Annotated in this window: 21 protein-coding genes and 1 tRNA gene; 4 read left to right on the top strand and 18 right to left on the bottom strand. The window is 70.8% G+C overall.

Annotated features, from left to right (window positions below; all coding sequences use genetic code 11):
* Window positions 1-13: 13 nt before the first annotated feature.
* Together CXQ92_RS00190 and CXQ92_RS00185 are read right to left on the bottom strand one after the other, a co-directional pair.
* Window positions 14-1,417, bottom strand: coding sequence for a mycothione reductase (locus CXQ92_RS00190; RefSeq protein ID WP_104164225.1), 1,404 nt, complete (start codon window positions 1,415-1,417; stop codon window positions 14-16).
* A gap of 95 nt (window positions 1,418-1,512) precedes the next feature.
* Window positions 1,513-4,929 carry a pyruvate carboxylase gene (locus CXQ92_RS00185; RefSeq protein WP_104164223.1) on the bottom strand — a complete coding sequence of 1,139 codons (3,417 nt, stop codon included), beginning with the start codon at window positions 4,927-4,929 and terminating at the stop codon, window positions 1,513-1,515.
* A gap of 202 nt (window positions 4,930-5,131) precedes the next feature.
* Between CXQ92_RS00185 and CXQ92_RS00180 the strand changes: the two genes are divergently transcribed.
* On the top strand, window positions 5,132-5,956 hold the full coding sequence (locus CXQ92_RS00180; RefSeq protein WP_104164221.1) for a ParA family protein: 825 nt from the start codon (window positions 5,132-5,134) through the stop codon (window positions 5,954-5,956).
* 62 nt (window positions 5,957-6,018) lie between these two features.
* Here the strand turns inward: CXQ92_RS00180 and CXQ92_RS00175 are convergent, their stop codons facing one another.
* From CXQ92_RS00175 to gcvH, 5 genes are all read right to left on the bottom strand, one after another.
* A complete protein-coding gene (locus CXQ92_RS00175; protein WP_104164219.1) occupies window positions 6,019-6,606 on the bottom strand; it encodes a MerR family transcriptional regulator in 588 nt (195 codons plus the stop codon).
* 224 nt (window positions 6,607-6,830) lie between these two features.
* A complete protein-coding gene (locus tag CXQ92_RS00170; protein WP_104164217.1) occupies window positions 6,831-7,334 on the bottom strand; it encodes a bifunctional nuclease family protein in 504 nt (167 codons plus the stop codon).
* A 10-nt stretch (window positions 7,335-7,344) separates the two neighbouring features.
* Window positions 7,345-8,094: a MerR family transcriptional regulator gene (locus CXQ92_RS00165; protein ID WP_104164215.1), complete on the bottom strand. Its 750-nt coding sequence runs from the start codon at window positions 8,092-8,094 to the stop codon at window positions 7,345-7,347.
* A gap of 8 nt (window positions 8,095-8,102) precedes the next feature.
* Window positions 8,103-8,549 (bottom strand): FHA domain-containing protein, encoded by a 447-nt coding sequence (locus CXQ92_RS00160; RefSeq protein WP_258069600.1) that lies wholly within the window; start codon window positions 8,547-8,549, stop codon window positions 8,103-8,105.
* Between the two features lie 119 nt (window positions 8,550-8,668).
* Window positions 8,669-9,055 (bottom strand): glycine cleavage system protein GcvH, encoded by a 387-nt coding sequence (gene gcvH / locus CXQ92_RS00155; RefSeq protein WP_104164212.1) that lies wholly within the window; start codon window positions 9,053-9,055, stop codon window positions 8,669-8,671.
* 237 nt (window positions 9,056-9,292) lie between these two features.
* Here gcvH and CXQ92_RS00150 point away from each other — a divergent pair, with 237 nt between their 5' ends.
* Window positions 9,293-9,823, top strand: a complete 531-nt coding sequence (locus CXQ92_RS00150; protein ID WP_104164210.1) for a flavodoxin domain-containing protein — start codon at window positions 9,293-9,295, stop codon at window positions 9,821-9,823.
* 21 nt (window positions 9,824-9,844) lie between these two features.
* Here CXQ92_RS00150 and CXQ92_RS00145 read toward each other — a convergent pair whose 3' ends face one another.
* The 11 genes from CXQ92_RS00145 to CXQ92_RS00095 form a co-directional block, all read right to left on the bottom strand.
* A complete protein-coding gene (locus CXQ92_RS00145; protein ID WP_258069599.1) occupies window positions 9,845-10,057 on the bottom strand; it encodes a hypothetical protein in 213 nt (70 codons plus the stop codon).
* Between the two features lie 235 nt (window positions 10,058-10,292).
* Window positions 10,293-11,264, bottom strand: a complete 972-nt coding sequence (locus CXQ92_RS00140; protein WP_146067323.1) for a hypothetical protein — start codon at window positions 11,262-11,264, stop codon at window positions 10,293-10,295.
* 122 nt (window positions 11,265-11,386) lie between these two features.
* Window positions 11,387-11,463: transfer RNA gene (locus tag CXQ92_RS00135), tRNA-Pro, on the bottom strand.
* Between the two features lie 78 nt (window positions 11,464-11,541).
* On the bottom strand, window positions 11,542-13,092 hold the full coding sequence (gene der, locus CXQ92_RS00130; RefSeq protein WP_104164206.1) for a ribosome biogenesis GTPase Der: 1,551 nt from the start codon (window positions 13,090-13,092) through the stop codon (window positions 11,542-11,544).
* 91 nt (window positions 13,093-13,183) lie between these two features.
* Window positions 13,184-13,936 (bottom strand): (d)CMP kinase, encoded by a 753-nt coding sequence (cmk, locus tag CXQ92_RS00125; RefSeq protein ID WP_104164204.1) that lies wholly within the window; start codon window positions 13,934-13,936, stop codon window positions 13,184-13,186.
* Window positions 13,936-15,060 carry a prephenate dehydrogenase gene (locus CXQ92_RS00120; RefSeq protein ID WP_104164202.1) on the bottom strand — a complete coding sequence of 375 codons (1,125 nt, stop codon included), beginning with the start codon at window positions 15,058-15,060 and terminating at the stop codon, window positions 13,936-13,938. Before CXQ92_RS00120 ends, cmk begins: the two co-directional genes overlap by 1 nt.
* 3 nt (window positions 15,061-15,063) lie before the next feature.
* Window positions 15,064-16,422, bottom strand: a complete 1,359-nt coding sequence (locus CXQ92_RS00115) for a pseudouridine synthase (RefSeq protein WP_104164200.1) — start codon at window positions 16,420-16,422, stop codon at window positions 15,064-15,066.
* Window positions 16,423-16,449: 27 nt separating this feature from the next.
* The gene (scpB, locus tag CXQ92_RS00110) at window positions 16,450-17,085 is read right to left on the bottom strand and encodes an SMC-Scp complex subunit ScpB (RefSeq protein WP_104164198.1); all 636 of its coding nucleotides are present in this window, start codon (window positions 17,083-17,085) and stop codon (window positions 16,450-16,452) included.
* Complete coding sequence (locus CXQ92_RS00105) at window positions 17,082-17,930, bottom strand: ScpA family protein (RefSeq protein WP_258069598.1); 849 nt, start codon at window positions 17,928-17,930, stop codon at window positions 17,082-17,084. Before CXQ92_RS00105 ends, scpB begins: the two co-directional genes overlap by 4 nt.
* Window positions 17,931-17,975: 45 nt before the next feature.
* On the bottom strand, window positions 17,976-18,863 hold the full coding sequence (locus CXQ92_RS00100; RefSeq protein WP_104166541.1) for a ParA family protein: 888 nt from the start codon (window positions 18,861-18,863) through the stop codon (window positions 17,976-17,978).
* 277 nt (window positions 18,864-19,140) lie between these two features.
* Window positions 19,141-20,547 (bottom strand): cation:dicarboxylase symporter family transporter, encoded by a 1,407-nt coding sequence (locus CXQ92_RS00095; protein WP_104166539.1) that lies wholly within the window; start codon window positions 20,545-20,547, stop codon window positions 19,141-19,143.
* Between the two features lie 221 nt (window positions 20,548-20,768).
* On the opposite strand from CXQ92_RS00095, the gene CXQ92_RS00090 reads away from it, so the two are divergent.
* Both CXQ92_RS00090 and CXQ92_RS00085 read left to right on the top strand, forming a co-directional pair.
* On the top strand, window positions 20,769-22,421 hold the full coding sequence (locus tag CXQ92_RS00090) for a sensor histidine kinase (protein WP_104164194.1): 1,653 nt from the start codon (window positions 20,769-20,771) through the stop codon (window positions 22,419-22,421).
* Window positions 22,418-23,140 (top strand): response regulator, encoded by a 723-nt coding sequence (locus tag CXQ92_RS00085; protein WP_104164192.1) that lies wholly within the window; start codon window positions 22,418-22,420, stop codon window positions 23,138-23,140. The genes CXQ92_RS00090 and CXQ92_RS00085 overlap by 4 nt, the downstream gene beginning before the upstream one ends.
* Window positions 23,141-23,147: the final 7 nt, after the last annotated feature.

The following is a 23,147-nucleotide window of genomic DNA, read 5'->3' as shown; positions in this document are numbered from 1 at the left end:
CGGGACCGCCGGGTCAGTCGATCCTGAGGTTCAGGAGCGCGTTCTCGACCACTTCGGTGAGGGCCGGGTGGATCCAGTACTGGCCCCGCGCCATCGTGTGCGCGTCCAGTCCGAAGGACATCGCCTGGATGACCGGTTGGATGATCATCGATGCCTCATGGCCGAGGATGTGGGCGCCGAGGATCCGGCCCGAGTGCTGCTCGGCGATGATCTTGACGAAACCGGGCGAGTCCTCCATCGCCCACCCGTACGCGGTCGAGCCGTAGTGCTGGACGGCCGTCACGACGGCCGTGCCCTGGGTCTCGGCGTACGCGAGGGCCTCTGCCTCCGTCATGCCGACGGTCGCCGCCTGCGGGTGGGAGAACACCGCGGCGGGCACGAACCGGTGGTCCCTCGCCCGCAGCGCCTCGGGATGCAGCAGGTTGTGGGCGACGATCTTCGCCTCATGGTTCGCGACGTGCTTGAGCTGGTAGGGGCTGCTCACGTCGCCGAGGGACCAGAGTCCGTCCACCGGCGTCCCGTTGCGCAGGACGCGCTGGAACTCGTCGACGGCGAGGCGCCCGTCGGCGTGCACGTCGAGCCCGGCTTCCGACGCCCCCAGGCGGTCGGTGTTCGGCGTGCGGCCGATCGCCACGAGCACGGCGTCCACCTCGAGGTCGGCGACCCCGGCCGGCCCGTCGAGCCGGGCGGTGACGCTGCCGTCGGCGTTGGCGGCGAGGCCGGTGACATCGGTGTTCAGCCGCAGGTCCCACCGGCTCGCGGCCTGCTCGGTGAAGGACTCCGACACGGTGTGGTCGAGGTGCCGCAGCATGCCGTCGGACCGGACCGCGAGGGTCACGCGGGTCCCGAACGAGCCGAACACGTGCGCGAACTCCGCCGCGATGTAGCCTCCGCCGATGACGAGCAGGCGCCGCGGCTGCTCGTCGAGGCGCATCACGGAGTCCGAGGTGTGCACCTGGGGCAGGGTGATGCCCTGGATGTCCGGGAGCGTGGCGCGCGAACCGGCGGCCAGGACCAGCTGATCCGCGGTGACGACGTCCCCGCCCGGCGTCTCGAAGGACTTCTCCCCCGTCAGCCGGACGTACTCCTCGATGAGGGTGACATTCGCGAGCTCCTCCGCCCGGTACGTCCTCCCTCCCCTCGAGATGGCGTCGATCCGGGTGAAGATACGGTCGCGGATGTCCTGCCAGCGCACCCCGTCCAGGGTGAGGTCCACACCGAGGCGCGAGGACTCCGCCGGCGCCGAGGCCAGCCCGGCGGGGTACACGAACATCTTGGTGGGGATGCAGCCCACGTTGAGGCACGTACCGCCGAAGGTCCCGCCCTCGACGAGCACCACCTTGCGGTCGTCCCATTCCGGGGAGATGAGCGTGTTGCCCGAGCCGGAGCCGATGATCGCGAGGTCGTAGTGGGTCACACCCGCAGTCTAGCGGCGGTCACGGCCGGGGCCGGGCGGGACCGCGGGCCGCGGGCCGCGGGGCGCGGGCTACCCCGGCGACCCGCGGCCCCCGGTCAGGACGCCGAGACCACGAGCAGGAGATCGCCGCCCTGTGCGGGCGCGGGTCCTGCGAGGGCGACGCGCTGGACGGTGCCGGCCACGGGTGTGGTGATGCTGGCCTCCATCTTCATGGCCTCGATGGTGGCGACCGTGTCCCCGGCCTCGACGGTGTCGCCCTCGGCGCGGGTGACGGTCACGGACCCCGCGAACGGAGCGCCGATCTGGCCCGGGGTTCCCGGGTCCGCCTTCTCGGCCGCCGCGACGTCGCTGTGGACGCTCCTGTCACGCACGCTGACCGGCCTCATCTGGCCGTTGAGCGTGCACATGACGGTCCGCATGCCCTTCTCGTCGGGCTCCGAGACCGCCTCGAGGGTGGCGATGAGCCGGACGCCCTTCTCGAGCTCGATGACGTGCTCGGTGTTGGGCTGGAGTCCGTAGAGGTAGTCGGCCGTGCCGAGGAGGGAGACGTCCCCGTAGGTGTCGCGCGTGGCCCGGAAGTCCTTCGTCGGTCCGGCGAACAGGAGCGTGTTCAGCGCGGACCGGCGTTCCGACGGGGAGCCGGCGAGTTTCGCCTCGTCGTCGGCGGTGAGCTCGACGTCGCGCGGCTTGAACTCGCGGCCCTGCAGGGCCTTGGTGCGGAAGGGTTCCGGCCAACCGCCGGGCGGGTTGCCGAGCTCCCCGTTGAGGAACCCGATGACCGAGTCCGGGATGTCGAAGGCCTGCGGGTTCTCCTCGAACTCCGCGGGGTCGGCGTCCCTGCCCACCAGGGCCAGGGCGAGGTCCCCCACCACCTTGGAGGACGGTGTCACCTTCACGAGCCTGCCGAGGATGCGGTCCGCCGCGGTGTACATGTCCTCGATCGCCTCGAACCGCTCGCCCAGCCCGAGCGCGATGGCCTGCTGCTTCAGGTTGGACAGCTGCCCGCCGGGGATCTCGTGGCGGTAGACGCGGCCGGTGGGCCCGGGCAGCCCGGACTCGAACGGCACGTACATCCGGCGCACGGCCTCCCAGTACGGTTCCAGGGAGCAGACCGCGTCGAGGTCCAGACCGGTGTCCCGGGGGGTGTGCGCCAGGGCTGCGACGAGCGCGGAGGCCGAGGGCTGGCTGGTGGTGCCGGCCAGGGCGGCGCTGGCGACGTCGACGGCGTCGACCCCCGCGTCCACGGCCGCGAGGAGCGTGGCGAGCTGGCCGCCGGCGGTGTCGTGGGTGTGGAGGTGGACGGGAAGGTCGAAGCATTCCCGCAGGGCGGTCACGAGCTGCGCGGCAGCGGCCGGGCGGAGCAGACCGGCCATGTCCTTAATGGCCAGGACGTGCGCGCCGGCGTCGACCATTTTCTGCGCGAGGTCGAGGTAGTACTCGAGCGTGTAGAGCCTCTCGGCCGGGTCGAGCATGTCGGAGGTGTAGCAGAGGGCTACTTCCGCGACGGCCGTCCCGGTCTCCCGGACCGCCCGGATCGCGGGCTCCATCTGCGTCACGTCGTTGAGGGCGTCGAAGATGCGGAAGATGTCGATGCCGGATGCGGCGGCCTCCTGGACGAACGCCGTCGTCACCGCCTCGGGGTACGGCGTGTAGCCGACGGTGTTCCGCCCGCGCAGCAGCATCTGCAGGCAGATGTTCGGCACCTCGCGGCGCAGCGCGTCCAGGCGCTCCCACGGGTCCTCGCCGAGGAAGCGGAGCGCGACGTCGTAGGTGGCCCCACCCCATGCCTCCACGGACAGCAGCTCCGGGGTCAGCCGGGAGACGCTCGCCCCGGCGGCGACGAGGTCGCGGGTCCGGACGCGGGTGGCGAGCAGGGACTGGTGGGCGTCCCGGAACGTGGTGTCCGTGACCGCGACGGCGGTCTGCTCGCGCAGCGTCTTCGCGAAGCCCTCCGGACCGAGCTCGAGCAGCCGCTGCCGGCTCCCGGCCGGCGGGGCGTCGGCGCCGCGCCGGTCCTCGGGGAGCTGTGGCAGCTTCTCCCGGGGGTCGAGGTGCGCCGGCCGGGCGCCGTTGGGCTGGTTGACGGTCACGTCGGCGAGCCAGGTGAGGAGCTTGGTGCCGCGGTCGGCGGGCACCCGCGCCGTCAGGAGCTCGGGGCGTTCGTCGATGAACGACGTCGCCACGTTGCCCGCGATGAAGTCCGGGTCGTCCAGGACGGCCTGCAGGAAGGAGATGTTCGTCGACACGCCACGGACGCGGAACTCCGCCAGGGCCCGCCGCGCCCGGGTGACGGCCGAGGGGTAGTCCCGGCCCCGGCAGGTGAGCTTGACGAGCATCGAGTCGAAGTGCGGGCTGATCTCTGCACCCGCGTAGACGGTGCCGCCGTCGAGCCTCACCCCGGCGCCGCCGGCGGACCGGTAGGCGGAGATCCTGCCGACGTCGGGGCGGAACCCGTTCGCGGGATCCTCCGTGGTGATGCGGCTCTGCAGGGCTGCGCCGCGCAGGGTCACGGTGTCCTGGCTCAGGCCGAGGTCGGCGAGGGTCTCCCCCGCGGCGATCCGCAGCTGGGACTGGACGAGGTCGACCTCGGTCACCTCCTCGGTGACCGTGTGTTCGACCTGGATGCGCGGGTTCATCTCGATGAACACGTGCTGGCCCGCCCGCTCCCCGACCGTGTCCACGAGGAACTCGACCGTGCCGGCGTTCACGTAGCCCAGGGCGGTCGCGAACTTCACGGCGTCGCGGTGCAGCGCTTGACGGATCGACTCGTCGAGGTTCGGAGCGGGCGCGATCTCGATGACCTTCTGGTGCCGTCGCTGCAGGGAGCAGTCGCGCTCGAAGAGGTGCATCACGTTGCCTGTTGCGTCCGCGAGAATCTGCACCTCGATGTGGCGTGGGCGGAGGACCGCCTGCTCGAGGAACATGGTGGGGTCCCCGAAGGCCGACTCGGCCTCGCGCATCGCGGCCTCCAGCGCCTCGGGCAGCGCCTCGCGCGTGTCCACGCGGCGCATCCCGCGACCGCCGCCACCGGCGACCGCCTTCGCGAACACGGGGAACCCGATCTCCTCGGCCGCGGCGATCAGTTCGGCGACGTCGGCGCTCGGGCGGGACGATGCGAGGACGGGGATGCCGGCCGCGCGGGCGGCGTCCAGGGCCTTGACCTTGTTCCCGGCGAGTTCCAGCACGTCGGCGGGCGGTCCCACGAACGTGATCCCCGCCTCTGCCGCGGCCCGGGCGAGGCCGGGATTCTCGGACAGGAAGCCGTACCCGGGATAGATGGCGTCGCAGCCGGACTCCCGGGCCACGCGGATGATCTCCTCGATGTCCAGGTATGCACGGACCGGATGGCCCTCCTCGCCGATGAGGTACGCCTCGTCGGCTTTCTGGCGGTGGATGGAGTTCCTGTCCTCCTGCGGGAAGACCGCGACGGTCTTCGCCCCTACTTCGTGCCCGGCCCGAAAGGCCCGGATGGCGATCTCGCCGCGGTTAGCTACCAGAATCTTCGAGAACATCGCACTCCTGCATCCTTGCCGGTCGGGTTCTTCACGGTGGCTCGATCCTACCCGTGGGGCCGCGCCGGCCCATGGCGGTGCCGCTATGTGGACGGGCGACCCCCACGGGTCCGGGCGGAAGGCCGCGCCACTCTATGATGGACGGGGATCACAAGGACATCGGGCCGCCTGTCGCGGCCAGGGATAGGTATGGGTTCGACACGTGCAGGTAGTGAGTATCAGCAGCCTCAAAGGCGGCGTGGGCAAGACGTCGATGACCCTGGGGCTGGCTTCGGCCGCACTGGCGGCCGGCATCCCGACGCTCGTCGTCGATCTCGATCCGCACGCCGATGCGACCACCGGACTCGGCGTCAGACCGTCGGGGCAGACCGACATCGGGCGCCTGCTGAAGAACGCGCGGCGCGGCGACCTCGGCGCCCACACCGTCCCCAGTGGCTGGGTGGCGACCGCCGCGCAGCAGCCGGGCGCCCGGGCATCCACGCTCGACGTCGCGATGGGGTCGGCCCATTCGGGCATCTACGACCGGCCGGACCTCGGACGCCGCGACCAGCGGCGCCTGTCCTCCCTCCTGTCCCGGGTCGAGGGCTACAGCCTCGTCCTGATCGACTGCCCGCCGTCGCTGAACGGGCTCACGCGCATGGCGTGGACCGCTAGCAACAAGGTGCTCCTCGTCGCCGAACCGGGCCTGTTCTCCGTGGCGGGTACGGAGCGCACGATGCGCGCCCTCGAGCTGTTCCGCCGCGAATTCGCGCCGAACCTGACGACCGCCGGCATCCTCGCGAACCGGGTCCGCGAGTCGTCCCACGAGCACGCGTTCCGCCTCGGCGAGATGCGGCAGATGTTCGGCGACCTGGTCCTGAGCCCCACCATGCCGGAGCAGGCCAACTGGCAGCAGATCCAGGGTGCCGCCCACGCCGTGCACCACTGGCCCGGCGAGTCCGCACAGCAGGCGGCGGGCTACTTCGACGACTTGCTCACGAACGTCGTGGACCCGGACAGGATGCGCAGCCGGACCGCTCGGAGGTAGGTGCTCGGCAGGGTGCCGGAGGCGTCGGCGCCACGGCGCCGAAGGCGACGGCGCCGGGGGCGTCAGCTGATCCTGCGGGTGGCGCGGCGCTTGCTGAGTTCGTCGCCCGGGAAGTCCTGGTCCACCGCGTGCTCGCTGGGCAGGGCCGCGAGGCTTCCCTCGACCTCGCGCCAGACGCGGCCGACGGCGATCCCAAAGACTCCCTGTCCGCCCTGCACGAGGTCGATGACCTCGTCCGCGGAGGTGCATTCGTAGACGCTCGCGCCATCGCTCATGAGGGTGATCTGGGCGAGGTCCTCGACCCCGCGCTCGCGGAGGTGCTCGACGGCGGTCCGGATCTGCTGGAGCGACACCCCGGTGTCCAGCAGGCGCTTGACCACCTTGAGGACGAGGATGTCACGGAAGCCGTACAGGCGCTGCGTGCCGGAGCCGGATGCACTGCGGACCGCCGGTTCGACGAGCCCGGTCCGCGCCCAGTAGTCGAGCTGGCGGTAGGTGATGCCGGCCGCCTTGCAGGCGGTGGGGCCGCGATAGCCCGCGTCCTCGTCGAGGACGGGGAGGTCTTCCGTGAACAGCAGGCCCTGGGCGCTCGCCGGGACACCGGTGCCTGATGGGCTGGCTGCCTTGCCGGCGTCACCCTTCGGACTCACGTGCTGCCTCCTCGTCGGGTTCCCCGGGACACCTGCTGATCAGGCGGAACCCCGGCATGTGCACTCAACTGTGCCCCGGGTCCACCACGCACGCAATGGGAACTGTATTCTTCGACGTTAGATCGCGGAAGGGGCAAGGTCAAAGACGATGCGCCTCAAGAATCACCGTGTCGTCGGCGGCCCGCGGAACGCCGCCGGAGCAGCCGGTTCCGCGGTCCGGGAACTCACCGTTCGAAGTCCTCGGGCTCCACGTCCGCGAGGAACTCCCGGAACTGGAGGACCTCCTTCTCGGCCGTCTCCTCCGTCCCGCCGTCCCCCGGCTCCTCGGCGTCCGCCTCGGCGATCTCGACGCCGGCCACGGCCAGCACCTCGTCCGCGCAGAAGATGGGGCAGGGCACGCGCAGCGCGATGGCCAGGGCGTCCGACGCCCGCGAACCGACCGTCACCCCGTCATCGAAGACGAGCTCCGCGTGGTAGACGGTGTCCTGTACCGAGGTGATGCGCACTTCGGTGATCTGCTTCCCCACGGCGGTGACGACGTCGACGAGCAGGTCGTGCGTCATGGGCCGCGGCGGGACGATCCCCTGCTGCACGAAGGCGATGGCGCTGGCCTCGGGGGCACCGATCCAGATGGGCAGGTGCCGCTCCCCGGCGCTCTCGCGCAGGAGGACCAGCGGCTGGTTGGACGGCAGCTCGATCCGCACGCCGACCACTTCTACTTCGATCACGGGAAGCCGCCTAACTGTCCATCCGGGCGATGTGGCTGTGCACCAGGGCGCTGTGGAGGCCGAGGCAGAGTTCGCTGATCTCGCGTGCGGTCTCCGCTGCGCGTGCCTTCGAGGCTACATCCCTGCGCGAGGCCATGGGGGCGACGACGCTCTCGACGAGCCCCAGCTCGCGGTCCGCGGCGGCACGGAAGGGCCGCAGGTGGCGGGGCTCGATGCCGTGGCCCTCGAGCTGCACGCAGGCCTTCGTGATCTTCAGGGCGTGCTCGTCGAAACGGTTGTCGACGGCCGTGATCAGGCCGAAGCTCACGAGGTCGTCGACCAGCCGGCGCGGCGCTCCCGCTTCCGCGGCCAGTGTCTCCGCGGTGAGGCGCCGCGCGTGCCCCTGCAGTTCGCGGGAGAGCTGGTCGGAAACGACGCGCGGCGCGAGGGTCATCCCGCCGGGCAGGGACTCCGGACGCTCACCGCGATCGATGGCGTCGACGTAGTCCTTGATCACCTTGAGGGGCAGGTACTGGTCGCGCTGGAGGGCCAGCACGAACCGGAGGCGCTCGACGTCGTGCGACGCGTATTTCCGGTACCCGGCCCGTGTGCGCTGCGGGGAGATCAGGCCCTTCTCCTCGAGGAACCGGATCTTCGACGCCGTGACCTGGGGGAACTCCTCGGCCAGCTCACGCAGGACCTCGCCGATGTTGCGGACACCGCTGCCGGAGGAACCGGGGACGACGCCGGCCGGATGCCGGGCGGGTTGGGAGACGGGCATGGAGCGGACTACGCCTGCGCTGTCGTGTGTCGGCCGCCCCGGCCCGAAACGGTACGCGCCGCGTAGAAGGTCAGGCGGAACTTGCCGATCTGCACCTCGTTGCCGTTGCGCAGTGCCACACTGTCCACGCGGTCGTTGTTGACGTACGTCCCGTTGAGGCTGCGCGTGTCCACGACCATGAAACCGTTCTCGGTACGGCGGAACTCGGCGTGCTGGCGTGAGACCGTCACGTCGTCGAGGAAGATGTCGGCGTTGGGGTGGCGGCCGGCCTTCGTGACGTCCTCGTCCAGCAGGAACCGTGCACCGGCGTTGGGGCCGGAGTGGGCGATCAGCAGGGCCGAGCCCGCAGGCAGGGCCGCGACGGATGCCTGCTCCTCGCGCGTCAGATGCCGTTCCAGTTCGGTCACCTCGACCTGCGGGGGCAGACCGATGGTCGTTGTCTCAGGAGACGTCATGTTCGGCTCTTCTCCGTTTCCGGCTGGATTCACGTCGGGCACCATGGTCTTTCCTCCACCTACTGCACGGTGGCCCGGCGTGACGCCGACCATACCGTCCCTGCCTTTGCGAGGTGGATCTAGCCTACCTGCTGCGAGTAGTCGGCTGAACTCAGCAGGCCCTGGACCACCCCGGGGTCCGCGACCTTGATCTCGAGCAGCCAGCCTTCACCGTAGGGGTCGGAGTTGATCAGGGAGGGGTCGTCGTCGAGGGCCTCGTTGCGCGCCACGATCTCACCCGTCACCGGGGCGTAGATGTCGCTGACGCTCTTGGTGGACTCGACCTCGCCGATGACGTCCGAGCCGGTCACGCCGGTTCCGGCCTCGGGCATCTGTACGTAGACGACATCCCCCAGGGCGTCCTGCGCGAAGTCGGTGATGCCGACCCGGACCGTGCCGTCGACAGCCGGCTCACTGATCCACTCGTGCTCCGCGGTGTAGTAGAGGCCGTCTGGGATGTTGCTCATGGTTGCCTTTCGGACGCGGGCTGGAGCGGCGGCCGCGCGGGGCGCCGCCCGGTACAAGTACTGGTCGAGTATAGGCACAACGCGCCACACCGTGACGCGCCTCTCATCGTGCCCGGGCGGAGCCTGCAGGCAGGGCATCGGGTCACCCGATCGGTGCTGCGACAGGACGTTGGACCCTTCTGGGGTCCCGGCCGCCGGCGCAGACTGTTCTGCGCAGACCGAGGAAAGGTGCGGGAGATGAACACACTGGTCGTGTACGAATCGATGTTCGGCAGCACCCGGATGATCGCCGAGGCCGTCGCCGACGCCCTCCGGTCCACCGGGGGCGTCGCGGTGTCGACCGCCGCCGAGGCCCCGGTGCAGCTGTCCGGGTACGACATCGTCGTCATCGGTGCGCCGACCCACGCACACACCCTCCCGCAACCGTCGTCACGGCAGGAGGCCGCCACCTGGGCCGACGACCCGACCCGGGGCCTCATGCTCGAGGCGGATGCCCTGGAGCCCGGCATCCGGGAGTGGCTCGAGCGCATGACCCTGGCAGCTTCGGAGCCGCGCTTCGCGGCGTTCTCGACGCGTGCGGACATCCCGCGCATCTTCGCCGGCGATGCCACGGCCGTGATCCGGCGACAGCTCCACCGCAGGGATCTCGTCCTCGACGCCCACCAGGACTTCCTCGTCGATTCCAGCAGTCATCTCCTCCGGGGAGAACAGCAGCGTGCCCGCGACTGGGCACTGTCGCTCGTCCCGGTGGCGTCCCGCCGGGAGTGATCCGGCGTCGGGCAATGCTGCTCAGCCGGGGCGGTCGGTCGCAGGACGCCCGGTGCGGTGTTCGAACTCCTCCCCCATGCCTCGTGCGAACACGGCTCCGGGGACGCCCGTCGCGTCGAAGTGGACACTGCAGCGCAGGACCCGCGCACCGAGCGGCCCGCGCATGGACTCGAGTGTGCCCTGGCGCAGGCGCTCCACCGGATCGGGCTCGCCGAGCGGCAGGTGCACGAGCATGACACCGACGTGGTTGCCCGATGGTCCCCCGACGCTGCAGCGCCACCGGGACGGACACGGGCACTGCACGATCGCCACCGCCCCCAGCGAGCCCGGCCGGTCCCGTCACGGCGTCCACGAGCCGGAGGTGATGATCGGGATCCGGCGACGAGGAACACGTTCGCCTGCCCGGCGTGGTCCAGGACGAGATTGGCCTCGTCGACCGCAGCCAGCCGCTCCCCGGCCGGGGTCAGGGTCACCGCGTGGACCGGGAGGCCTCCCCGCCACCCGCCTCCAGATGGCGGAGGTACACGAGCAGCGGCACCATGCCGATCACGGCCAGAGCTGCGAACAGGGGGACCGCGGCCATCGACGCGAACGGCGTACCGGGGTCCGCGCCCGCACCGAACCACTGGTCGGTGGCCACGCCGATGCCCTCGACCACCAGCAGGACGAGCAGCGCACCGACGATGAGCCGACCGAGCGGGCGAGCCTTCCACAGCCACCACGCGGCGACCATCAGGAGCGGAAGCCAGACGGCCAGATCCTGGACGAAGACGGGGTTGGTCGTCATGCCCGACCCGTCGAGGAATGCGTGCGGGGCATCGCTGAGCATCGCGGGGACGATCGTCCGCAACCAGACCAGCGCGTTGAGGGCTGCGATGACGAACGCGTAGGTCGCGATGCGGCGTGCGGGCAGGCGTTCGTCGAAGCGGGCACTGAACTCCCCCAGATCGATCTGCCGCATCAGGGCCGCCGCGGACCAGAGTGCGAGCGACAGCATGGCCACGTAGACGAGGAACAGGCTGTTGAAGGGAGTACCGAACAGGAACAGCACGGCCTGGTAGATGATGTACGCCACCACCCCCAGCCACACCACGAGGGCCCGGGCGGAGTTCCTCGCCGCGAAGGACATCGAGGCGAAGAGCAGCGGGACGGCGAGGACCATCAGCACGAGTGCCGTTCCGCGAAGGTTTCCCCGCGTCACGGCGGGCCCCTCCAGCACCCCGGGGACGAAGAAGGACGCGGAGGCGGCGAGCAGTGTCGCCGCCCCCAGCGCGGCGGACAGACCGTGTGCGGCCCCCGGACGCAACGGAGGGGTGCCCCCCGTGTCGTCCTGGAGGAGACCCGGACCCGGCCGTCGACCCGACGGCGTAGCGATTGTGTGGGCGGAGGCCTCGTCCGGTCGGACTCCTCCGGCGACGGCGGGCGGCTGATCGCTGTTCACCCGTCGATCCTCGCCCGCGCCTCGGGACCCGCCTAGGGCCGAGAGTCCCGTGGAAGAGCCGGGAAACACGAAACGCCCTCCCGAAGGAAGGCGTTCCGTGGCCGATGTCGGAGGACATCATATGGTCGGGATGACAGGATTTGAACCTGCGACCCCTTGACCCCCAGTCAAGTGCGCTACCAAGCTGCGCCACATCCCGAACGGCCCGTCCAGCAGGCCAAACCACTCGGATAACACTACAGCATCCGGCAGCGGAACCGCACACCGGCGGAGGGAGTCAGCGCTTGCGGCTGCGCTTCTCGCGGACGCGCATGCTGACCTCGATGGGCGTGCCCTCGAAGCCGAACGTCTCCCGCAGGCGGCGCGTGATGAAACGGCGGTAGCCGGGGTCCAGGAAGCCCGTGGTGAACAGCACGAACCTCGGCGGGCGGCTCGAGGCCTGGGTGCCGAAGAGGATGCGGGGCTGCTTGCCGCCGCGCACGGGGTGCGGGTGGGCGGCCACGAGTTCCCCGAGGAACGCGTTGAGGCGGCCTGTGGGGATACGGCGGTCCCAGGACTCGAGGGCGACGTCGAGGGCGGGGACGAGGCGGTCCTTGTGCCAGCCGGTGAGCGCAGAGATGTTCACGCGCGGGGCCCAGTCCACGTGGGCCAGGTCCTGGTCGATCTCGCGCTCGAGGTAGCGGCGGCGTTCGTCGTCGAGCAGGTCCCACTTGTTGAAGGCCAGCACGATCGCGCGGCCGGACTCGATGGCCAGGTTCAGGATGCGGATGTCCTGCTCACTGAGCACCTCGTCCACGGCGAGGAGCACGACGGCGACCTCGGCCTTCTCCAGCGCGGACTGGGTGCGCAGGGAGGCGTAGAAGTCGGCGCCCTGCTGCATGTGGACGCGGCGGCGGATGCCCGCGGTGTCCACGAAACGCCAGGTGCGCCCACCGAGCTCGATCATCTCGTCCACGGGGTCCCGCGTGGTCCCGGCGAGCGGGTCGACGACGACGCGGTCGGATCCTGCGAGCTTGTTCAGCAGCGAGGACTTGCCCACGTTGGGCCGACCGATCAGCGCGATGCGGCGGGGCCCGCCCGAGCGTTCGATGCCGCCGTGCTCGGAGAACTCCGGCAGGATCTCGTTGACCTGGTCGAGCATGTCGGCGGTGCCGCGGCCGTGCAGCGCGGACACCGGCCAGGGCTGCCCGAAGCCGAGCCCCCACAGCACGGAGGCGTCGGCCTCGTTCTGGATGTCGTCCACCTTATTGGCCACGAGGATCACGGGCCTGTTCTTGCGGCGCAGCATGCGCACCACGGCCTCGTCGGTCGCGGTGGCGCCGACGGTGGCGTCGACGACGAACAGGACGGCGTCCGCCATGTCGACGGCGATCTCCGCCTGGTCGGCGACGCGCGCGGCGATGCCCTTGGCGTCCTGCTCCCACCCGCCCGTGTCGACGAGGGTGAAGTTCCGCCCGGACCACTGGGCCGGGTAGGAGACGCGGTCGCGGGTCACGCCGGGCGTGTCCTCGACGACGGCCTCACGGCGTCCCAGGATGCGGTTGACGAGCGTGGACTTGCCGACGTTCGGGCGGCCGACGATGGCGAGCACGGGATTGAGCCGGCCCTCCGCCTCCTCGTCGAAGTCCTCGTGCCGGCGGTCCAGGAGCGCGGCGTCCTCGTCGTCGAGCTCGTAGTCCTCGAGGCCCGCACGGAGAGAGGCGGCGCGCTGCTCCGCCTCGGCGTCGTCGAGGGTGTCGAGCAGTGCGCCGACCTGGTCCTCGCCGCTCGGCTCGTAGTCCTCGTCGGCTCCGGGGCCCTGCTCGTCCGGCGAAAGGTTCTCGCTCATCTGGTATTCCTTCGGTTGGTGTTCGCCGTCTCCCGACGGCAATCCTGGTGGGCTCGCGCCCGAGGTCTGGCGGTGGTCCGTCGCGGGACGGTCAGTGCGCCACCGTGCGCACGATGCCGAGGACCGCGTCCACGGTCTGTTCGAAGTCGAGGTCCGAGGAGTCGAGGGTGACGACCCCGTCCGCCGCCTGGTGGAAGTCGACGACGGTCGAGTCCCGGGCGTCCCGGTCGGTGACCTGCCGCTTCAGCTGGGCGTCGGTCTGGGTGCCGCCGAGCTGGTCCCCACGGCGACGCAGACGCGCCTCTTCGCTCGCGGTGAGGAGGATGCGCACCTCGGCGTCGGGGGCGACGACGGTGGTGATGTCCCGCCCCTCGGCGACGATGCGGTGGCCTGCACCGGCGATCAGCGCGCGCTGGCGCCGGATGAGCTCGGCCCTGGCCCCCATGGTCGTCGCGACGGCGCTCACCGCCGACGAGACCTCGGGCTCCCGGATGGCGGCCGTGACGTCGTCACCGGCGATGGTCACGGACTCGTGGTCCGGGCTGGTGCTGATGAACAGCTCGATGTCCCGCGCCGCCGCCTCGACCGCGGCACCGTTCTCGAGGTCGATCCCCTGCGCGACGCAGTGGAGCGTGACGGCACGGTACATCGCCCCGGTGTCGAGGTACGCGGCGCGGAGCCGCCGTGCCACTTCCCGGCTGACGCTCGACTTGCCGGAGCCCGAGGGACCGTCGATCGCGACGACGAGGGACTTCCCGAGCCGGAAACCCGAATACGGACCGGACGGCGCGGACTCGCCCTCCGGCCCGGGCGCGATGGGCGCCTGGACTGCTGAAACCTGCATCACTGCACTACCTTCCAGCCCCGCTGCGTCAGGGACTCCGTCAGTTCTAGTCGTTTGCCGGGGATCACCGAGAGTTCGGCGAGGCCCACTTCACGGCCGGGAGAGTGTTCGAGGCGGAAATCCTCGACATTGATGCCGGTGAGGCCGATCTCGGTCAGGAGCTTCGCGATCTGCCCGGGCACGTCGTCGACGAGCACCGTCAGGCGTGCGAAGGAGTTCGGCGGCGTGCCGTGCTTCCCGGGCACGCGTGCCTGGCCCGCGTTCCCCTCGGACATCAGCTGGGCCATGTCGAGGCGTGAGCCGCCGCCCGTCGGATCCTCGAGGGTACTGATCAGGCGGTTCAGGTCCTCACGGACGCCGTACAGGATCTCGACGAGACGGCCGGCGTTGGCGGAGAGGATCTGCACCCACAGGCGGGGGTCGCTCGCCGCGATGCGCGTCACGTCCCGCAATCCGTTGCCCGCGAGCGAGAGCGCCCGGACGGGCGAGTCCTGAAGCCTGCTCGCCACGAGCGAGGACACCACCTGCGGGAGGTGGGAGATGAGCGCCACGGCCTGGTCGTGCTCCTCGACGGTCATCCTCGCCGGTACGGCCCCGAGGTCGACGGCGAGCCGTTCGGCGCACAGGACGGCCTCGGCGGAACTCTCGGCGCCGCAGAGCACCCAGGGCGCACCGGTGAACAGCTCCGCCCGGGCCGCGACGGGCCCGGACGTCTCGCGGCCGGCCATCGGGTGCGTCCCCACGTACCGTGAGAGGTGCGCTGCGGCGTCCGGCGTCGCTTCGAGCTCGCGCAGGATCGCTTCCTTCACGCTGCAGATGTCCAGGACGACGGCGTCGGGGTAGTCCCGGAGCGCGGCCGCCACGACCCGCGCGGTGACGTCGGGAGGAGTCGCGACGACGACGAGTTCCGGGGCCAGCCGCTCCCCCGCGGCCCGCGACTCCGCGAGGAGCCGGCCGGCCCCGATGTCGCGGGCGACGGCCTCGGTGGAGGGCGAGCTGTCGGACAGGACGACGTCGAGCCCGCGGGCGCGCAGGCCCAGCCCGATGCTGGCACCCAGCAGGCCGGCCCCGACGACGAGGACCGGTCCGGCGAGGTGCGTGCCCTGCTCCGTGCGGATGGTCATGGTCTAGAGGCCCACCGATGCCAGCAGGTGCCCGACCTCCTGGCGTCCGAGGACGCGGATGCTGCCCTGGCGCTGGTCGCCCACGCGGATGGGGCCGAGCTGGGTGCGGACGAGTCGCTCCACGGGGTGGCCGACCGCGTCGAAGAGCCGGCGGACCACACGGTTGCGGCCCGAGTGCAGGACGACCTCGACGAGGATGTGGCCGGGCGTCGAGTCGACGAGCTTGAAGGAGTCGACCTTCGCGACGCCGTCCTCGAGTTCGATGCCCGCCTTCATCTGCGCTCCGATGCCCTGACCCATTGGGCCCCGGACCTGCACGAGGTAGGTCTTCGGGACCTCGTAGGAGGGGTGGGTGAGGCGGTTGGTGAGTTCGCCGTCGTTCGTGAGCAGGAGCAGGCCCTCGGTCTCGGCGTCCAGGCGGCCTACGTGGAACAGCCGCTCGTTCTTGTTCTTGTTCTTCAGGAAGTCGCTGATGCACGGACGGCCCTCGGGGTCCTCCATGGTGGAGACGACGCCGCGGGGCTTGTTGAAGACGTAGTACTTGAGGTTCTCGTCGAGCTGCAGGCGGATGCCGTCCACGTGGATGGCGACCTGCGCGGCGTCGACACGGACCCCGAGTTCGGTGACGACGGTGCCGTCCACCTCGACGCGGCCGTCGAGGATCATCTCCTCGCAGACACGGCGCGAGGCGACGCCGGCGAGGGCCATGACCTTCTGCAGGCGCACGCCCTCCGGGTTGTGCACGTCGATCTCGTCGGCGGGACGGCCGGAGCGCTTGGGCCTGGCTGCGCGCACCGGTCCGAGGTTCTGCCCGAAACGCTCGCGCCCGAAGGGCTTGGCGCCGGCAGGCTTCTGGCGCGCAGCACTCTTCGGCTCGCCCGGGCGTCCGCCGGTCGCGGCTCCGGGGCGGCCGGGCTTGCTGCCTGCACGCCCTCCGGCCTTCGTCCCGAAGCGGCTCGAGGGCGTGCCTGCGGAGGGTCGGCCCGCGGCAGACCGGGCGCGTCCGTCGGCGGATTCGCGACGATCATTCGATTCGCGGCGGTCGCCCGCGCCGGAGGGGCGGCCTCCGGAGGAGCGGGTGTCGTCCCTGGAGGGGCGGCCTCCGGAGGAGCGGGTGTCGTCCCTGGAGGGGCGGCCTCCGGAGGAGCGGGTGTCGTCCCTGGAGGGGCGGCCCTCACCCGGACGTCCGCCCCGGTCGGAACGCTCCTGGAAGGGACGGCCCTCACCGGAGCGTCCGCCGCCCTGCGCCGACCCGGTACGGGGGGCGGACTTCCTGGCGCGGGCAGCGTCGGATGGGCGCCCGGTCGACCCGCCGCGGCGCGGCGTATTGCGTCCGGAACCGGATCCTGGCTGCTGTGTCATGTAGAAAGTCCTTCTCGTCGGTCGTGCTCAGTACGTCGTTTCGTCATACTCCCCAAGGCTCTCGAGGCCCGGCAGATGGGGAGCGATCCGGGGCAGTCCGTCGACGCTGCCCAGCCCCAATCTTTCCAGAAACAGGGCAGTGGTCCCATAAAGGACGGCACCGGTCTCGGGATCGGTCTCGAGCTCGACAACCAGCCCGCGCTGCAGCAGCGTGCGGACCACGGAATCGACATTGACGCCCCGGATCGCGGAAACCCGGGCACGGGACACGGGCTGGCGGTACGCGATGACCGCCAGGGTCTCGAGCGCCGCCTGCGACAACCTGGCTGATTGGCCGTCGAGCACGAAGTCTGCAACGACGGACGCGAAGTGCTTCCGCGAGAAGATGCGCCACCCGCCGGCGATGTTCCTGAGTTCGAAACCACGCGGCACGGAGTGTTCGGCGCCCTGGGAGCCTGACCCAGTATAGCCGTCATACTCCCGCTGCAGGTCCACCAGCACCGCGTTCACCTGCCCGGCCGGCCGGTCGAGGGCCGCCGCGACCTGCTCGTCGGTGACGGGCCGGTCCGCGACCATGAGGATCGCTTCCACCGCCGCCCGCAGCCCGCCGGGCAGTTCCTCGACGGGAAGCTCCAGCCCGTCGGGAGCGGCTTCCTCGCTCATACCGCACCCCTCTCGTCGTCGTCCTCGTCCGCCTCGGCCGTCCACCGCTCGTCCTCGGCGGTCCACCGCACGACGAGCTCGGACAGGGGGGCCGCCTGCTCGAAGGAGACGGCGCCGTCCCGGAACAGGTCGAGCAGGGCGAGGAATCTCGCCACGAGCACCAGCCGGGACGCCGCGTCCTCGGTGAGGTGGCGGAAGGACAGCGCTCCCCGGCCCTGCAGGAGTTCCTGCAGGAGCAGGGCCTGTTCGCCCACGCTGACCGTCGGCGCATGCAGATGCCCGATGCCCACCGCGGCGGGCTGTTCCTCGCGCGGCGCGAGCACCTTTGCGGCGATGGCTGCGAACTCCTCGGGGGAGTGCCGCCAGAGGAGTTCCGGGAGGAGGCGGGTGAAGTGCGGCTCGAGCGGCACGTCACGCGGGTGGCGGGCGTCCTCCTCCTCGAGGCGGGCCGCGAGGTGCCGGGCCATCTCCTTGAAGGCCCGGTACTGCAGGAGCCGGGCGAACAGCAGGTCCCGCGCCTCCAGGAGCGCGACGTCCTCCGCGTCCTCGACGGCGCCGGCCGGCAGCAGGCGTGCCGCCTTCAGGTCCAGGAGGGTCGCCGCGACCACCAGGAACTCGCTCGCCTCGTCGAGCTTCCACTCCCCCTCGGCGGCCTGGATGCGGCGGATGTGGGCGATGAACTCGTCCGTGACCTGGGCCAGGGCGATCTCGGTGATATCGAGCTCACGCCGGGAGATGAGATTCAGCAGCAGGTCGAAGGGCCCGCTGAAGTTGGTCAGCTGCACCTCGAAGACCTGGCGGGCTCCGGCCTCCGCCGGCTTCTCGACCGCCGGGGCGGCCGCCACGCGCACCACCCTAGCGGGACCGGAAGGATCCGGTGGGGACCTGCACTAGGGTGCTCCGCCCCTGCTGATGAGCTCCTTGGCGAGGCTGCGGTAGGCGTCCGCGCCGGAGTGGTTGGCCGCGTAGGACGTGATGGGCTCCGCCGCCACGGTCGCGTCGGCGAACTTGATGGTGCGCTTGATGACGGTCTCGAAGACCTTGTCGCCGAACGCCTCGACGAGGCGCGCGATGACCTCGCGGCTGTGGAGCGTGCGGGCGTCGTACATGGTGGCGAGCACGCCGTCGATCTGCAGGCGCGGGTTCAGGCGGTCCTGCACCTTCTCGATGGTCTCGACCAGCAGTGCGACGGCGCGCAGCGCGAAGAACTCGCAGATCAGCGGGATGATGACGCCGTGTGCCGCGGTGAGCGCGTTCACGGTGAGGAGCCCCAGCGAGGGCTGGCAGTCGATCAGGATGACGTCGTAGTCGTCCGAGACCTTGCGCAGCGCGCGGTCGAGGACCTGCTCGCGTGCCACCTCGTTGACGAGCTGCACCTCGGCGGCGGAGAGGTCGATGTTGGCGGGCAGCAGGTCGATGTTCTCGATCGCGGTGTGCTGGATGGCGTCCTGGATGGAGACCTTGCGGTCCATGAGGACGTTGTAGACGGTGACGTCGAGCTCGTGCGGGTTGGTGCCCAGGCCGGCGGAGAGCGCCCCCTGCGGATCGAAGTCGACCAGCAGGACCTTGCGGCCCGCTTCGGCCAGCGCGGCGCCGAGGTTGATGGTGGACGTCGTCTTGCCGACCCCGCCCTTCTGGTTCACCATCGCGATGACCCTCGCAGGGCCGTGCGAATCCAGGACCCTCGGTTCCGGGAACTCCGTCACTGGACGGCCGGTGGGCCCCAGGTCCGTGTCCGCTGCGCTGGGCAGGGTCGCTGAACCCTGGTCGCTACTCACGTATGTCTCCACGCTTCCATCGATGTCGGTGCAGGCCGGCCCGTGATCGCTCGGGGCCGCGTTTCTCTAGGTCAACGGTACAACGCCGAGGGCGGCCGCCGTGAAGATCGACGTCCGGGGGTGACGAGCCTTGATCCTCAACCTGAGGTCGAAGCTTCCCGCGGGGACGGGTTCCCTCCCGGAACGACGACGGCGACGCACCGGGGGTACCCGGTGCGTCGCCGTCGGTCCTTCTCGTGCTGTTACTGCGCGGCGGGTGGCTCCCGCCGTTCCTCGGTCAGCGCGCGGTCGGTGCGCTGACCGCGGCGCCGGTCCTGACGGCCGAGGCCTCTTCGATGCCGTCGTCGTCGGCGTCGTCGAAGCGGTGGTCGGTGCTCATGGTCGCCTCGTCGAAGGGCTCGCGGCCCTCGAGGACCTCGTCGACGCGGGCGCGGTCGATCTCCCTGGTCCAGGTGCCGATGAGGACGGTCGCGACGGCGTTGCCGGTGAAGTTGGTCAGTGCGCGGGCCTCGGACATGAAGCGGTCGATACCGACGATGAGGCCGACGCCGTCCACCAGGTCGGGACGGTGCGACTGCAGGCCGCCCGCGAGGGTGGCCAGGCCGGCGCCGGTGACGCCCGCCGCGCCCTTGGAGGCGATGATCATGAAGACGAGCAGCGAGATCTGCTCGCCGAGGGCGAGCGGCGTGCCCATGGCTTCGGCGACGAACAGGGAGGCCATCGTGAGGTAGATGGCGGTGCCGTCGAGGTTGAAGGAGTACCCGGTGGGTACGGTGACGCCGACGACGGGCTTGGAGACGCCGAGGTGCTCCATCTTCGCGATCAGGCGGGGCAGGGCCGCCTCGGAGGAGGAGGTGCTGAAGATCAGCAGGTACTCGCGGCCGAGGTACTTCATCAGCTTGAAGATGCTGACGCCGGTGACGAGCCGCAGCAGGCCACCCAGGACGATGACGATGAAGAGGATGCAGGTGACGTAGAACGCGACCATGAGGGTGGCCATGCTGATGATCGCCTGCACCCCGGTCTCGCCCACGACGGCGGCGATGGCGCCGAACGCACCGATCGGCGCCAGCCACATGATCATGACGAGGATGCGGAAGACCAGCGCCTGGATGTGGCCGATGCCTCGGAGGATCGGCTTCCCGGCCGACCCCATCTTCTGCAGGGCGAAGCCGACGAGCAGGGCGACGAACAGCGTCTGCAGGATGCTGGGGCCGGTCAGCGCGGACAGCAGGGTCGTGGGGATGATGCCGAGCAGGAAGCCGACCGTCCCGCCCTCGCCGCCCTCGGCGGACTCGGGCACCGCGTAGGTCGAGGACGAGATGTCCAGGCCCTCACCGGGCTGGATGAGGTTGCCGACGACGAGCCCGATCGCGAGCGCGAAGGTCGACATGAGCATGAAGTAGCCGAGCGCCAGTCCGCCCACCTTGCCGACGGTCGCGGCCTTGGCGATCGAGCCGACCCCGAGCACGATGGTGCAGAAGATGATCGGGGCGATCATCATCTTGATGAGGTTGATGAATCCGGTGCCGAGGGGCTTGAGGGCCTTCGCGAATTCCGGGGCGACGAGTCCGAGGACCGCGCCGAGGATCACGGCCGCGATGACGGCGATGTACAGGAAGTGGGTCTTGTCCACCCGCTTGCGGGGTTGTGCTGGTCCGCTGTCGGACCGCGCTGGCGCCATGGCCATGCTGTTCTCCCTTGGTGTCGGCCGCCCGGCGGCGCCGGCGGGGAAGGTCGTTCTTCGTCCGCGGGGGTCTGGCCAGGAAGCGTAGTGTTGAGTCGTTCCTCCCCATCGTGCCTGCGCGAGTGACCCGGATCACGATTGCGTTCATACTGGTCACGCCTGCGGGACGTGGGCCCACCCGGCGGTGCCGGCATCATTCGGAAGGAGCGCGGAGCCGCGTGAGTCGATGGAGCCTCGCCCGCCAGTTCTTCCTGGCCCAGCTCGTCTTCATCGTGGTCCTGTCGGCGTCCCTGTCGGTGATCCTCTATCTCGACGCGGCCCGGGGCGTGAACGATGCCGCAGCCGAGCGGATGATCGCGGTCTCCACGTCCATCGCCCTCGAACCCGCCGTCCTGGACGCCGTCCGGGGCCCGGATCCCACGGTGACGCTGCAGCCGTACGCAGTGGAGGTGATGGACCGCCTGGGCGTGGACTTCGTCACGATCATGGCGACCGACCGGACGCGGTTCACTCACCGCAACCCCGAGGAGATCGGCAGGCCCTACCTGGGGTCCGTGGCCGAGGCCCTGGCCGGGACCACGCACTCCGAGACCTACGTCGGGACCCTCGGCCCGTCCATCCGTGCGATCGTGCCCGTCGTGGACGACGGCGGCACGGTGCGAGCCATGGTCGCCTCGGGCATCACCGTGGACCGGGCCGCCATCGCGCGGAACGCGCAGCTCCCGCTCGTCGCCTGCATCGCCCTGGGCGCGCTGGCGCTGGGAGCCCTCGGCTCGTTCCTGCTCAGCCGGCGCCTCCGCGACGTCACGCTGGGCATGGGACCGGCCGAGCTCTCCCGCACGTTCGTGTTCTACGACTCGGTGCTGCATTCCGTGAGGGAAGGGCTGCTCCTGACCGACGCGGCGGGGCGCCTGGTGCTCTACAACGACCAGGCAGCCCGGCTCCTCGGACTCGACGGGTCGCAGGAGCCCGTCCCGGCGTCGCGCCTGGCCGTGCCGCCGTCGCTGCGCGAGCTGCTCGCCTCGGGCCGGCGTGCCCTGGACGAGGTGCACCTCACCGACTCCCGCGTCCTGGTGGTCAACCAGGAGCCCGCCGTCCCGCCCACTCCCCCGGGCCGCGCCTCCCAGGCCCCGGGGGCCCTGGGTACCGTCACGACCCTGCGCGACCACACCGAGATCGAGGCCCTGACCGGGCAGGTCGAGACCATGCGGACCCTCACGGACGCGCTGCGCTCGCAGACGCACGAGCACGCGAACCGACTGCACACCATCGTCTCGCTGGTGGAACTCGGCAGGGACGCCGAGGCCGTGGACTTCGCCACCCGGGACCTGCAGCAGTCGCAGCGGCTCACGGACGAAGTGGTGCAGGCCGTCGACGAGCCGTTCGTCGCGGCCCTCCTGGTCGGCAAGGCCGCCCAGGCCAACGAGCGCGGGATCGAGCTCACCTCGGACATCGACCCCGCCGCACAGGCCGGCTTGCTCGATCCCGTGGACCTCGTGACCATCCTCGGGAACCTCCTCGACAACGCCTTCGACGAGGCCGCGCGGTCCGAGGAACCCCGCGTCCGCCTCACGGTGCGGCGCGCGGTCGACGGCGACGCGCCGGTCCTGGAGATCGTCGTGGAGGACAACGGCAACGGCCTGCCGGACTCCGAGAAGGCGAGGATCTTCGACTTCGGGTACAGCACCAAACCGCCGCATGCGGCCGAGGGCGGGACCCCGGCGGGACGCGGCATCGGTCTGGCCCTCGTCCGCCAGGCGGTCCGGCGCTTCGCGGGAGCCATCGAGGTCACGGACACGGACGACGGCGGGGCGCGGTTCGCCGTCCGGCTGCCCGTCGCGTCCGCTCCCGACGACCGGGTCGGCGTATGAGTGCCATCCGCGTCCTCGTCGTGGAGGACGATCCGCTCGCCGCGGACGCGCACGCCGAATACGTCCGGCGGCTCGAGGGGTTCGAGCTGGCGGGAGTCGCCCGGAGCGGCGCGGACCTCGCGGCGTTCCTCCGGCTGGCGGGTGAGGAGCCGGGCCGAGGAGGGGCCGCCGTCGACCTCATCCTGCTCGACATGAACCTGCCGGACGCGCACGGCCTGGACATCATCCGCCGCCTCCGCGGCCTCGGCCTCCCCGTGGACATCATCGCGATCACCGCCGTGCGGGACCTGCAGGTGGTGCGCTCGGCGATCTCCTCCGGCATCGTGCAGTACCTCATCAAGCCGTTCACCTTCTCGGCCTTCCGGGAGAAGCTCGACGCCTACCGGGACTTCCGCCGGAATCTCGTGGAGCAGGCCTCGGCGACCACGCAGGAGGAGGTGGACCAGGCCTTCGCCTCGCTCAGGCCGGCCACCGTGGCGGCCCTCCCCAAGGGCGTCTCGGCGGAGACGCTGCGCGCCGTCTCGGGGGTCCTGAAGCGACGGCACGAGCCCACCTCCGCGGTCGAGGTGTCGGAGGCCCTGTCCATGTCCCGGGTCACGGCACGGCGGTACCTCGAGTACCTCGCCGACCAGAGGTCGGTCCTCAGGACACCGCGCTACGGCACCCGGGGCCGCCCCGAGTTCGAGTACACCTGGGCACGGACCCCGCCGGAACGGTAGCGACTGT

Origin of the sequence: Arthrobacter sp. SX1312 (genome assembly GCF_002929295.1) — a bacterium.
Classification (GTDB): Bacteria; Actinomycetota; Actinomycetes; order Actinomycetales; family Micrococcaceae; genus Arthrobacter_D.
The sequence above is the reverse complement of the archived record's forward strand: the minus strand, read 5'-3'. Positions and strand labels throughout refer to the sequence as shown.